This is a genomic window from Vicinamibacterales bacterium (assembly GCA_036504215.1).
GTDB lineage: Bacteria > Acidobacteriota > Vicinamibacteria > Vicinamibacterales > Fen-181 > FEN-299.
The window spans coordinates 1-12,713 of sequence record DASXVO010000076.1 but is presented as its reverse complement, the minus strand read 5'-3'; the positions used below and the strand labels follow the sequence as shown (position 1 = coordinate 12,713).

Here is a 12,713-nt window from a genome sequence, read left to right as displayed (position 1 = left end):
GCGAACGGTTTGGGTCTGGGCCTTGCTGACGATATAATACGCGGTCCGATCTCGACGGCGGCGAGGCGATCACGATGTCCGGTTCCAAGTTCTGGGAAAACCTGCTGACGCGCGCGGCAAGCGGCATGTGGCGCCTGTTTCAGGCGGGAAACCGCCTGATTCCGGCGATGAGGCAGCCCCCCCCATGGGCGCCACCTGGCGCGTCCAACGCCGCCCGCTCGGCGTCGGCGCCGTTCTCCCTGCCCCGGGACACCCGGTCGCTGTGTCCCGATTGCGTCCGGGATCTCCGGACGCGCATCGCGGCGGGCGAGGTCGGCCTGGAAGACCTGCGGACCTCGGATGCCGGCCAGGTGCCCGCGCGCATTGTCGACCGCGACGGCCACATCGTGCTGGAGAAGCACTGCGCGATCCACGGCACGTTCGAAGAGACGCTGTCGACCGACGCCGCCTTCACCCGGCGCATCGAAGGCCTGTTCCTGGGCCGGGACTTCGACTCGTCGTGCGACCGGCTCCACAATCACGGGGCGTCCTCGATCCGCTACGGCCGCGGAGGCGTCCTGACCATCGACCTCACCAACCGCTGCGACATGATGTGCGACCCGTGCTTCATGGACGCCAACCAGGTGGGGTACGTGCACGAACCCTCGTTCGACGAGGTCAAGCAGCTCATCGACAACGCGCTGACCATCCGGCCGAAGCGGCAGATCTCGATTCAGTTCTCGGGCGGCGAGCCGACGCTGTCGCCGGTGTTCCTCGACGCGATTGCCTACGCGAGAAAGGTCGGCTACTTCAGCGTCCAGGCCGCCACCAACGGCATCCGCTTCGCGCAGGATCCGGAGTTCGCGAAGCGGGCCGCCGAGGCAGGCCTGCGCATCGCGTATCTGCAGTTCGACGGCGTCGGCGAGGACGCGAATGCGCACCGCAAGGTGCCGAACCTGTTCGAGGTGAAGCTCCGCGCGATCGAGCATCTCTACAACGCCGGCATCGACGTCGTTCTGGTCGTCACGGTGGTCAGGACCGTCAACGACCGGCAGGTCGGCCACATCATCAAGTTCGCCGTCGAGAATGCCGACAAGGTCAGCTTCGTGGCGTTCCAGCCCGTGTCGTTCACCGGGCGCGACGAGAACATCGACGAGGCACGGAAGGCGCGCCAGCGCTACACGCTGTCGCAGTTGGTCGAGGACGTGCACAACCAGACCGGGGTGCTCGAGCCGATGCGCGACTGGTTCCCGCTGTCGGCCGTGGCGGTGGCGGCGGACCTGACGGATCTGATCAAGGGTCCGGCCGCGGAGTTCGGCACCCTGAAGTGCGCCTGCCACCCGGATTGCGGCGTCGCCACCGCGCTCATGGTGAACAAGCGGACGAAGGCGTGGGCGCCGCTGCCCCGCATGCTGGACGTCGAGCGGTTCTTCGCCGACGCCGCGGTGATCGCGCGCTCGAAACGCGGACCGGCGCTGACGAAGATCCAGAGCGCGCTGGCGCTGCTCCGCAACTACCGCCCCGCCCACGCGCCGGCCGGTTTCCAACTGCGCGACCTGATCAAGAAGTTCGACAAGCAGAGCGGGGGGGCCCTGGGGGGCAAGATGGGGGCCACCGACAACCAGAATCGCAAGGGCGATGACTGGCTGATCCTCTTCGTCGCCGGAATGTGGTTCCAGGACCTGTGGACGTACGACTTCCAGCGAACGGAGATGTGCCTGATTCCGTATGCGACGCCGATCGGCGAGATCGCCTTCTGCGCCTACAACACGGGCATCGGCTGGCGCCAGATCGTCGAAGGCATGCGCTGCAACCCGAGCGTGGCGGACTGGCACCGCCAGCACGGGCGGCACGAGGTCTACGCAAGTCCCAACAAGAAGGTCCCGCTGCCCGTCGCCAGCCGGCCGGCCGCGCTGAGCGTGCCGGAGGACTCGACGCTCGGCCCCGGCGCCTGCCCGGCCGATCGGCCCCAAGCCGCACCGGGCACGGAACTCGGCCACGGCGTCTGGCCTCCTGCCCCGTGCCAGCCCCCGGCCCCGCACCGCTGAACCGTCGAGACCACTAAGCGCACCAGGATCGCCACGAGCGTCGGTCGGTGACGACAGGACGCATCAACGGTCTCCGGCGGCGCTTGACGTCATGAGCATTGTCGGACACCGTCGGCGCCGTTCGGAAGAGCCGCCACGCCCAGGCCCAGGCAGGCCGCATCCAACCTGTCGCATGCCAGTCGAGAGCGCGACACGGCCTCACTTCCGCCGGGCCGGAAGCGTCACGCGCTCCGCGCCGCCGACGAACAAGCCGTTGAACAGGAACTTGAAGCTCCCGTGCGGATGGGCCCGGAACGCCACCTCCGGCCCGAAGAGAAGGAGCCGGCCCTTCCCCACCGGGGCGTCCGCCACGGCCACCGCCTGTTTCAGGTACGTCACACCCCACGCCCACCCGCTGCGCACGGGGCGTTCGGCGTCGAACCACGCGACCGGGCGGACGGGGGAATCCGGCGGGATCCGGAACAACGGGTTGTTGTCGTAGAAGATGTCGAGTGTCTCGGGCAGGCCGTAGGCGAGCGGCTGGGCCGTGTCTACACGGACCTGGAGGATGCTGCCGGGCGCGTAGAACTTCTCGGGCGGAAGGCTCCTGGCGGTGCCCGGTTCGACGAGCGCGCTCGCGACCTGCAGGCCCAGCTTGCCCGCGATCGACGTGGATGTGCCGATTGCGATGACGGTGCCGCCGCCTTCGAGGAAGCGGCGCAGTTGAGGAATCGTCCGAGTGTCGGTGACAACACCGAGGCGATCACGGAACTCGGCGGGGACGCCCGCGGCGTCGAGCCTCGGCTGCCCGCCCTCGCCGCGCGCCGGCTCGCGCATGATACCGTCCTCGAGCACGATCACGTCGAACCTGGCGGCGAGATCGCCGGCGTCGAGCGTCGCGGGGTAGATCACCTGGAAAGGGAAGCGGTACTGCGTGAGCAGCCACTGCGTCCATCCGGAGGGCATCGACCCGCCGTAGACGTCCACCACGCCGATGCGTGGAGGTTTCAGCCGAAGGGCGGCGCCCGCGGGCGCGGATGCCAGCCCCACGAAATTGAGGCCCACATCGGAGGCGAGCCCGGCTACAGCGGCTGAGGTCGAAGCCCTGGCCGGAACGTAGATTGTTCCAGCCGGGTACGAGGTCGAACCGACCTGCAGCGGTGCATCGAGCCAGTACACGCTCTCCCCCTGGGCGAGGAGACGGTTGACGGCAGTGGCGGCATCGTTGGGGCGGTGACTCAAGAGGTACCCGGCAGGCCGGGCGGCACCGACGAGCCTGCCGCGGGGCGAGCGCGCCATCCCCTCGATCTTCTCGAACGGGCCGTCGAACCCCTCGACGATGCGATCGAACTGCACCCCCATCTGAAAAGCGAGCGTGTATCCGGTCACGTCGTACGGGCGCACGGGGGGGCCGCCCGGATAGGCGAAGTCGTCCGGATAGTCCTGAGGCTCGAAGTTGTCGAGCACGTGCGGCCGGAATGCCTGGGCGGTCTTCACGACGTACGACCCGGCGGGATAGCTCTTGTCGCCGATTCGGAAGGCCGTCGTGGCCAGGTGCACCGTCACGCCATTCTTGATGAGCGCGTTGACGAACTTGGTCGCGGTGAGGAAATCGGGCTGATCCGACGGAAGGACGTAGCCCCTGGCATCGCGCAGCACCGGGTCCCGCAGGCCCGCGGCGTACTTCGCCGGCGCGCCGGAGCGGCCCGGCTGCACGTTGTCCCGCGCCATCGCCGCCTGCACCTCGGCCAGCCGCCTGGACGTGAAGGTCCACGTGTCGCGATTCCCCTTGTCGATCGCGTTCCGGCCCATGCGGTAGACATTGAGCAGGAAGTGCTCGCGGTGCTCGGACGCGATGTCGAGAATCGCACGGTCGGCGGTCAACAGATACTCGATCGTCTGACGGAAGTGCCACGTCTGCGGCTGGACCGGGAACGGGTTGTCGTTGGTGGCCACGAGGTTCTTCGGAACGAAGGCGATGTCGATCGGCGTCGGGCTCCCGGAGATCTCGGACAGAATGCCGATCTGGTTGTGGAAGCACGCCGTGCTCCGGACGCCGCCGTTCCACCAGTTCTGGTAGCTGGCGAACGAACGGTTGGTGGCGCCGGGTTTGCCCTCCGCCACGAAGCGGCCGTGAATCGCGGCGCTCACCAGTTCCATGCTGGGCGCCATCAGCGGATCGAGGAACGGGTTCGACGGATCGCGCATCTGTCCGACGAACAGGACCGTTCCGGCCGGACCGCTCTGGTGCTGGTTGAACATGATCTGCGGGAACCACTCGCGGTAGAGCGCGCGGCCGATTGATTCGGATTCCGGCATGTTCATCAGGAGCGACTCGCGGTTGTTGTCGTGCCCGATGTACTTCTGGTAGAGCACCGGAAGGCCGGCCATCGACCGCTTCGCCGGCTCCCGCTCGCGCATGTACCAGTTCGCCACCAACTCGAGCCCGTCCGGGTTCGAGAACGCCGCGAGGAAGATGACGTCGTTCAGGATCCGCAGCGTCTCGGCGTCGTTGCGGCTCGCCATCTCGTACACCATCTCGGTCAGCGCCTGCGCGTTGGCCACCTCGGTCGCGTGCAGCCCGGCGTCGATCCACACCACCGCCTTTCCTTCGGCGGCGAGATCCCTGGCCTCATCGACGGTCAACGACTCGGCCAGCGCCAGCCGGCGCGCGATCTCCTTGTACCGGGCGAGATTGCGGTGGTTGTCCGGGGACGTGACGATCGCCATGAGCATCGGGCGTCCCTCGGACGTCGTCCCGTACTCGACAACCGAGACCCGATCGGATTCCCGATCGAGGGTCCGCCAATAGCCCGACAGCTGCGTGTAGTTGGCGAGCTGGTAGTCGTCGCCGAGGCTGAATCCGAGCGCGGCCTTCGGGCTGGTCACGGCCACCTGATCGACGGAGGCGGCCGACACGCCAGCCGCCGGCGCCAGGCTGGCGACGACGAGCGCGCCACCAAGAAACGCGGTTGTCATCATGCGCATCCGATGCTCCCTGGATCTCCCAACTCGTGATACGGCTCGACGGGGCGACATTGGTCATCGTGGTGGGGGCGGCGCGCCATTGCCTTTCAGCCCTGCGCCTTCGGTCCTCATTGCCCGCACGTCGGTCGTCGCGGTGGTTCGCCGGACGCCGGCACAGCGTGCACCTCGAGGTACTGGACCGTCGGCGGCATCGTGGGCGCCAACGTGACCGACGCCCGGACGCGACCGCGCTCGCACTGCAACAGCCAGCTCCCGCGCAACGGATTCTCGACGACCTCGAAGCGGCCGTCGGCACGGCAGGTTCCAACCTCGGCGCGCAGGTGTTCGAAATCGGCTCGGCGTCGCTCCTCCGAACGGTCGAGAAACAGGTTCACGGCGGCGATCTGTCGGATGAGTCCGGCGTCCCACGCGACGACCAGGCGCGAGACCGCGTCGTGTGCCGCCGCCAGCGCCGGCGAGGGCTGAACCTCACGGGGCTGCAGTCCCCCGGTCTTCGCCAGCATCGCGAAGACCTGGTCGGCCACTCCACCCCATCCCGTGTAGGTGCGGTTGCCGAAGGCGATGAACCCGACGCCGTACTCGGGCAGCCACCGCATCAACGAACCGAATCCAGGCAGACCGCCGCTGTGCGCGACGACGTGATCGAACTGGCAGGTTTGGGACATCCCAAGCCCGAAGCCGTACCCGCCTGCGTTCAGGCGCGGCGCGCCACTCGCACCCTCCAGACCGACGGTGGCCGGGCGCCACCTCCACGCCTGCTGCATCTCGCGAAGGGACGACCGCCGAACCGGCGACTTCTCGGCACCATTTCTTGGAGGCCACGCGTCGAGGAACGCGCCCACGTAGCGAGAAAGATCGCGCACCGACGTGAGCATGCCACCCATCGAGCCGAAGGCCCCATCGGGTAGCGGCGGCTCCTCCTTCCACGTCTCGTCTTCCCATCGGTAGCCGTGGGCCAGCCGGCCTTTCGGCACCTCGGACGGCTCCAGCGTCGAAGACGCCATGCCGAGTGGACGGAGGATCCGGGCCGTCACGAACTCGCGGTACGACACGCCGGACACGCGCACGACGATGCGGCCGAGGATTGCGAAGCCGAGGTTCGAGTACTCGTAGGCCACGCCCGGGGAATTGGAGAACGGAATGCCGCCGCGCAGCAGCGCTGACAACTGCTCCTCAGTGGCCGATAGTTGCTGGTCGCCCCACGGGTTGTCCTCGGGGAGCCCGGCCGCGTGCGACAGGAGGTGACGCACGGTGAGTCGAGGCGCGTCTTCGGTCGGGTACGCCAGCCCGCGCAGTTCCGGGACGTATCGTTCGGCAGGATCGTCGAGCGAGAGCCGGCCCTCGTCCCTCAGGCTGAGGATCGCCATCGCGGTGAAGCTCTTGGTCATCGACGCGATGCGGAACACCGTGTCGCCGTCCACCGGGGCCTCCTTGCCAACCTCCCGGGTGCCCGCGACGCCGAGGTGCGCAAGCTCTCCGTCAATCACGAGTCCCCAGGCGGCGCCGGGGATGTGCGCGCGAACGGCGTAGTCGCGCACGACGCGGTCGATCTCGACGAAGGCGCCGGCGAGCGTCTGCCGCCTGGCGGGATCGGCGAACCGCGGCGGTTCGGCCCTGAATCCCTGCGAACCGCCTGGCAGGCCAGTTGGCGTGGCCGCCTGAGTGCAGCCGCGGCTGCGCGGCAGGAGATCGAGGCGCGACAAATTCCGTTCAGACTCGGGGGCTGGTGGGCGGGCCGCGGTGACGACCCCCACCGCGGCTGCGACGATGAAGGTGACGACAAGTACCGTGCGTCCGCGCATCGCGTTACCCCTTCACGTGAATGGCGGGGGCGCCATGTCGCGCGCCCCGATCATGCTGCAGCCTGTCCGTGCTAGGCCCGCGCCAGCACGGTGCGGACAATGTCGAGCGCCTGCCGCATCTCGTCCATCGTCCCGATCGAAATGCGGGCATGCGTGGTCAGCGGCGCGAACGGACGGCCCACCAGCACCCCTCTCAGCTTGCACGCCTCCTGGAAGGCCTTGGCGTCGCGCCTGATCTCCACCATCACGAAGTTCGCCTCCGACGCGGCAACCTTGTAGCCGGCGTCGGTGAAGGCGCGGCGCGTGAACTCCCTCGCCTCGCGGTTGAGCGTCACCTGGCGCGCGACGTGTTCCTTTTGCGGCAGTGCCGCGATGGCTGCCGCGGCGCCGAGCACGTTGACGTTGTTGGCGATGCGGAACCGAGACATGGACTTGATGGTGTCGGCGTGGGCGATCGCGTAGCCGACGCGGAGTCCGGCCATGCCATACACCTTCGAGAAGGTGCGGGACACGATGATCTGCGGGTTCTCGAGCGCCAGCGGCAGCGCCGTCCTGTACCCGGGGTCATCCACGAACTCGTGGTACGCCTCGTCCACCAGGATGCAGGTGGCGGGCGACACCTTCAACACCTGGAAGATGAACTGGCTCACGGCGGCCGCGCCGTGGACCGTGCTCGTGGGGTTGTTGGGGTTGCACAGGAACACGAGCCCTGCGCCACCCGACCTGGCCGCCATCGCGGTCAGGTCGAGCCTGAGCGACGCGTCGACCGGGATCGACACGATCGGCGTGCCGATCAGCTCGGCGTCGCGTGCCGGCGATTCGAAGGTGGGCGTGGCCTGGACGAGCGGGCGACCGGCCGTGGTGAAGGCGAACGCCGCCATCCGCAGGATCTCGCCCGAGCCCGAGCCGAGCAGCACGTTCTCGGGTGCGACCTGGTGGTGCTTCGCGATCGCCTGCAGCAACTCGGCCGGCCCGATGTCCGGGTAGCGGCAGGCTTCGCCGAATGCGCCGCGGATAGCGTCGATCGACGCCTGGCACGGCCCGTTCGGGTTCTCGTTGCTGTCGAGACGAATGGGGCCGGCGTCAGCGTGCAGGGTGGGCACGAAGCCGGCAGGGAAGAATGCACCCAGCGCTTCGTGGCCGCGACCTGCCATCATCGCCGCCGTGAACGCGCTACCGGCACCAAGGGTCCTGACAAAAGCACGCCTCGACAAAGCCATCACCACCTCCTTTGAGCCTGCCGAGTATATCGCGGAGACCGACGGGTTCGACCGCCTGGGCTTGTTGATTCCGGATTGTAGGATCGGCCGCGCCGGCGAGGTGCTGCGAGTGTCTATGTGACCAGGAGCCGAAGTCTGCGCTCGTCGTGTCCCGTTCCCGGTGGCACTCAGCCGCCGTGGCCCGAGTGCTGCGAGGGTCGAACGCGGGGGAAAAGGACCCACGAAATGCCCCAGAAGACCGAGAGCGACGTGACCCTCGAGGCGTCGTTGACGAAGGACGAAACGGTCCTGGGCGTGGCCAGGCAGGCGAATCGGCTGAAGATGACCTCCATCGCGGTCACGGACAATATCGACGTCCTCGGTCGGCCGTGAGCCGATCGCCGGCTTCTCGGTCTGGCCCGGAGCCCCGTGCCCGTCTCCGGCGTCACAGCGACAGGTCTACAGCCGCCGTGTCAGGAGCCAGGAGAGTGTCCCTGGCCCCTGACCCCTGCTCACCGGTTACTTTCCCGGCTCCGAACTCCCGTGACGCTTCACCGGGAACGGAGGCGGCGGCGCCAGCGTACCCGGCTGCTTCTTCAGCAGGTCGAGGATCACCGTGATCGCCTTGTCCAGCTGCTGGTCCTCACCCGCGTACTCCTTGGCCGGATCGTTGTCCACGTAGATGTCGGGCTCCACGCCGACGCCCTCTATCACCCACGCCTTGCCAGCGACGTCGTATCGCGAGAACTCGGGCTTGTTGAGGACACCGCCGTCGAGGAACGGCAACGACCCGCTGATCCCCACGACGCCGCCCCACGTGCGCTTGCCGATGACCGGCCCGATCTTGTGCGTCTTGAAGCGCCAGGTCACGAGGTCGCCGTCCGACGCCGAGAACTCGTCGGCCAGCAGCACCTTCGGCCCGACGATCATCGCGCCGGGGTTCGTCTGCGGCGTGCCGTTGCGCGCGATGTCCACCAGGACCATCTCCCGGCGCAACCGCTCGATGATCATCGGCGACACGTTCCCGCCGCCGTTGCTCCGCACGTCGACGATGAGCGCTTCCTTGGCGGTCTGGGCGTAGTAGTACTTGGAGAACTCGTTCAGTCCGGCGGGGCCCATGTCGGGAATGTGCACGTACCCGACCCGCCCGCTGGTGGCTTTCGTCACCTTCGCGAGATTGTCTTCGACCCAGTTGAAGTAGTACAGCGGCCGCTCGTCTTCGGTCGGCACCACCATTGTCGTCCGTGCGCCCTGCGCGGATGGCGCCGCGTTCACCTTGAGCGCGACCTGCTTGCCGGCCTTGCCGACGAGCGCCTCCCAGATGTCCGCCAGTTCCGCGGTGGAGCGGCCGTCCACGGCGACGACGAAGTCGCCTTCCTTCACGTCCACGCCGATGTCGGTGAGCGGCGAGCGAAGCGCCGGGGCCCAGTTCTGGCCCTTGAGGATCTTCGTGATCCGGAAGAACTTCGACTGCGGGTCGCGCTCGAGACGCGCGCCGAGCAGCCCCATCGAGACCCGCGGCGCCAGCGGAAGGTCGCCGCCGCCGACGTAGGTGTGGCCGGCGTTCAGCTCGCCGATCATCTCACCGATGACGTAGGTCAGGTCGGCCCGATGATTGACGTGTTCGACGAGCGGCGCATACTTCGTTCGTACGGACGGCCAGTCCACGCCGTGCATGTTCGGCGCGAAGAAGAAGTCGCGCATCTGCCGCCACGACTCGTTGAACATCTGCCGCCACTCCGCGTGGAGGTCGACCGTGACCTTCATGTCGGACAGGTCGAGGTAGTCGCGCGCCTCCACCTTGCCGGTCGGCGCGTCGACGATCGCGAAGCGCCCCGCCGTGCCGAACAGCATCTTCTTCCCGTCGGCCGAGATCTCGAAGCCGCCTGGGCCGGAGACGATTTGCGTTTCCGCCTGTTTGTCGAGATCGTAGACGTAGAGCGCCGCCTGTTCGCGAAGGCCACCGCGCCCGTAGTAGAGGCGATTCCCGACCGCCGTCAGGCCGCGGTAATTCGCCGCCGGCGCCGGCACGACCGCGATGCGCGCAAGGAGGCCGTCGGCGTCCACCTTGACGACTGGAGGAACGTCCTTCTTCGGCTCGTCCTTCTTCGCGTCGGTGGGCTTCGCCTCCATTGCCCCCGGTTTCGCCTCGTCCTTGATCTTCACCTCGTCGCTGCGCGGCGCGAGCGGGCTCTTCGTGTCCTTGGTCAGCGTCACGAAGTAGATCCGCGTCATGTCGGCGTAGATGTGCTCGAACTCGGTCTGGCCGTAAGTCGGGTTGAACGTGCGCGCCGACACGAAGAAGAGCAGCTTCCCGTCGGGGCTGAAGGCCGGCTGGCTCGCGGGGTACCAGCCGTCGGTGGCCGCGATCGCCTGCTTGGTGTCGAGCGAGTAGAGGAGCAGCGGGCCGGCGGTCTGGTCCTCCGGCTTCACGTAGGCAATCCACCGGCTGTCGGGCGACCAGGCATAGCTCCGAACGATGTCCGGCTGGGCCTGGGCCACCGTGGTGACGGCCTTGGTGTCGAGATCGACGAACAGCAGCCGCTGCTGGCGATCGGACCAGAGCAGCTTCTTGCTGTCGGGCGACCAGATGGCGTCGAACTTGTACCCGTCGCCGTTCTTCGTGACCTGGATGGCCGCCCCCTGTCCGTCCTGCGGTGTCATCCAGATCTCGTCCTCGCCGGAGGCGTCCGAGATGTAGCTGATCCACTTTCCGTCCGGCGACCATTTCGAGTTGCGCTCGTGGATGCCGGACGTCCGCGTGATATTGCGCGTCGGCCCGTTCTTCGCCGGCACGGTGAATACATCACCCCGCGCGCCGAAGAGCGCGCGGCTTCCGTCTGGCGCAAGCTCGAAATTGGTGACGCTGCGGCTGACATCGACCACCTTCGGCCGGCCGCCGTCGAAGTCCTCGGCAATCGTAATCGGCACCTTCGCGGTCTTCTCGGTCGCAAGGTCGAAGCGGTAGATGAACCCGCCATTCTCGAACACGATGGCATCGTCGCCGAGGGACGGGAATTTCACGTCGAACTCGGCGAAGTCGGTGAGCTTCTTGGTCTGCTTCGACGTGAGGTCGTAGCTGTAGAGATTGAGCCGCGAGTTCTGATCGCGATCGGACGCGAAGAAGATCTTGTTTCCCTTCCACATCGGAACGATGTCGAGCGCCGGATTGTTGGTCAGGTTCGTGGTCGTCTTCGTCTTGAAGTCGTAGAGCCACACGTCGTCGGCCATGCCGCCGCGATAGCGTTTCCAGGTGCGGAACTCGCGGAAGATCCGGTTGTAGGCCAACTGCGACCCGTCAGGCGAGAAGGAGGCGAAGCCGCCACGGGGCAGCGGCAGTTCCTCGATCGGGCCGCCGGCCACGTTCGCGAGATACAGCTTGCCGAGGAAGTCGTTCCAGTCGGCCCGCCGCGAGCGGAAGAGGATGTGCTGGTTGTCCTTCCAGCCGATGACCAGGTTGTTCGGGCCCATGCGATCGGAGACGTCGTCGCGCGAGAGCGTGGCGGTCCAGGTGAGCCGCTTCGGCACGCCTCCCTGCGCGGGCATCAGGTAGACCTCGGTGTTGCCGTCGTACTGGGCCGTGAACGCCAGCGACTTCCCGTCCGGCGAGAAACGGGCGAACATCTCGAACCCGACGTCACTGGTGAGGCGACGCGCGACGCCACCGGCGGCCGGCACCGTGTAGAGATCGCCGGCGTACGTGAAGACAATCTGATTTCCGTGGATGGCCGGGAACCGCAACAGGCGCGACTCGGGCGCCTGCCCGCGGGGGGCGCTGAGGCCCAGGGTGAGCACGAGCGTGGTGATGGCGGCAAATCGTCTGGTATTCATGGGCAGCATGGGCGTTGGAGGAACCGAAGACACGGAGAGTCTATCAGCGTATCAGACGTCGGTGGCGGCATGTTGGTTCGGCGAGATTTCGGGAATCAACGGACGCCGGGGGTGCCGTCCACCTCAACTGGGGAACTGGGGGACCAGCGTGCGCGAGCGGCCAGATCGCCCTCGGCCTCTAGTATGATGAGGCATGTCCTCGCACCGGACCTCAGCGTAGCCCGATGAGAATCCTCCTCCTGAACCCGCGCTGCACCCAGACCTACTGGACCAAGGAACGCGTGCTGCGGATGGTCGGCCGGCGGTTGGCGGACTCGCCCCTCGCCTTGACCACGGTGGCCGCCATCCTGCCGCAGACATGGGAATACCGCCTGGTCGAACTGGCCGTCCGAGACGTCTCCCCGGACGAGTGGAACACGTTCGACGTGGTGATGGTCTCGGGGATGGCGGCGCACACGAGCAGCATGATGGCGGCGGTGGCGGAAGGGCGCGCGCACGGCAAACTCGTCGTCGTGGGCGGCTCGCTGGCCTTCCACGTCCCCGAGGAGTTCCTGCGCGCCGGCGCGAACATCGTGGTCAAGGGCGAACTCGAGGCTGTGGCCGGCGAACTGGTGAGCGCCATCGAGCGCCACGCGTCAGGCGTGGTCATCGAGGCCCGCGAGAAGCCCGACCTCGCCACGTCGCCCGTGCCGCGATTCGACCTGCTGGATTTCGACCTGTACCTCGGAATCGACATCCAGTTCTCCCGCGGGTGTCCCTTCCAGTGCGAGTTCTGCGACGTGACGACGATGCTGGGGCACGTCGTCCGGACCAAGCCTCCGTCGCGCATCTTGGAAGAACTGCAGGTCATCTACGACCGGGGCTGGCGGCGCAACGTGTTCTTCGTG

At 67.4% G+C, this 12,713-nt stretch carries 7 protein-coding genes; 3 read left to right on the top strand and 4 right to left on the bottom strand.

The features are described from left to right. The first annotated feature begins 74 nt into the window (after nt 1-74). Complete coding sequence (locus VGK32_20390) at nt 75-2,027, top strand: radical SAM protein (protein ID HEY3384125.1); 1,953 nt, start codon at nt 75-77, stop codon at nt 2,025-2,027. A 198-nt stretch (nt 2,028-2,225) separates the two neighbouring features. On the opposite strand, the gene VGK32_20385 is transcribed toward VGK32_20390, so the two are convergent. From VGK32_20385 to VGK32_20375, 3 genes are all read right to left on the bottom strand, one after another. Next, entirely contained in the window at nt 2,226-4,994 is a 2,769-nt protein-coding gene (locus VGK32_20385) for a M14 family metallopeptidase (GenBank protein ID HEY3384124.1), read from the bottom strand. A gap of 107 nt (nt 4,995-5,101) precedes the next feature. Beyond that, nucleotides 5,102-6,796: a serine hydrolase domain-containing protein gene (locus tag VGK32_20380; protein ID HEY3384123.1), complete on the bottom strand. Its 1,695-nt coding sequence runs from the start codon at nt 6,794-6,796 to the stop codon at nt 5,102-5,104. Between the two features lie 71 nt (nt 6,797-6,867). After that, nucleotides 6,868-8,016 carry a histidinol-phosphate transaminase gene (locus VGK32_20375; protein ID HEY3384122.1) on the bottom strand — a complete coding sequence of 383 codons (1,149 nt, stop codon included), beginning with the start codon at nt 8,014-8,016 and terminating at the stop codon, nt 6,868-6,870. A gap of 225 nt (nt 8,017-8,241) precedes the next feature. Here VGK32_20375 and VGK32_20370 point away from each other — a divergent pair, with 225 nt between their 5' ends. Beyond that, nucleotides 8,242-8,388, top strand: coding sequence for a hypothetical protein (locus VGK32_20370; GenBank protein HEY3384121.1), 147 nt, complete (start codon nt 8,242-8,244; stop codon nt 8,386-8,388). 126 nt (nt 8,389-8,514) lie between these two features. Here VGK32_20370 and VGK32_20365 read toward each other — a convergent pair whose 3' ends face one another. Beyond that, nucleotides 8,515-11,826 carry a PDZ domain-containing protein gene (locus VGK32_20365; GenBank protein ID HEY3384120.1) on the bottom strand — a complete coding sequence of 1,104 codons (3,312 nt, stop codon included), beginning with the start codon at nt 11,824-11,826 and terminating at the stop codon, nt 8,515-8,517. Between the two features lie 224 nt (nt 11,827-12,050). On the opposite strand from VGK32_20365, the gene VGK32_20360 reads away from it, so the two are divergent. Next, nucleotides 12,051-12,713 (top strand): hypothetical protein (locus tag VGK32_20360; protein ID HEY3384119.1); only part of this gene is annotated, 663 nt, incomplete at its 3' end.

What these genes read in the sequence shown, in the direction of transcription:
- VGK32_20390 (HEY3384125.1), top strand. Translation starts at nt 75, where the DNA reads ATGTCCGGTTCCAAGTTCTGGGAAAACCTGCTGACGCGCGCGGCAAGC.
- VGK32_20385 (HEY3384124.1), bottom strand. Translation starts at nt 4,994, where the DNA reads ATGCGCATGATGACAACCGCGTTTCTTGGTGGCGCGCTCGTCGTCGCC.
- VGK32_20380 (HEY3384123.1), bottom strand. Translation starts at nt 6,796, where the DNA reads ATGCGCGGACGCACGGTACTTGTCGTCACCTTCATCGTCGCAGCCGCG.
- VGK32_20375 (HEY3384122.1), bottom strand. Translation starts at nt 8,016, where the DNA reads ATGGCTTTGTCGAGGCGTGCTTTTGTCAGGACCCTTGGTGCCGGTAGC.
- VGK32_20370 (HEY3384121.1), top strand. Translation starts at nt 8,242, where the DNA reads ATGCCCCAGAAGACCGAGAGCGACGTGACCCTCGAGGCGTCGTTGACG.
- VGK32_20365 (HEY3384120.1), bottom strand. Translation starts at nt 11,826, where the DNA reads ATGAATACCAGACGATTTGCCGCCATCACCACGCTCGTGCTCACCCTG.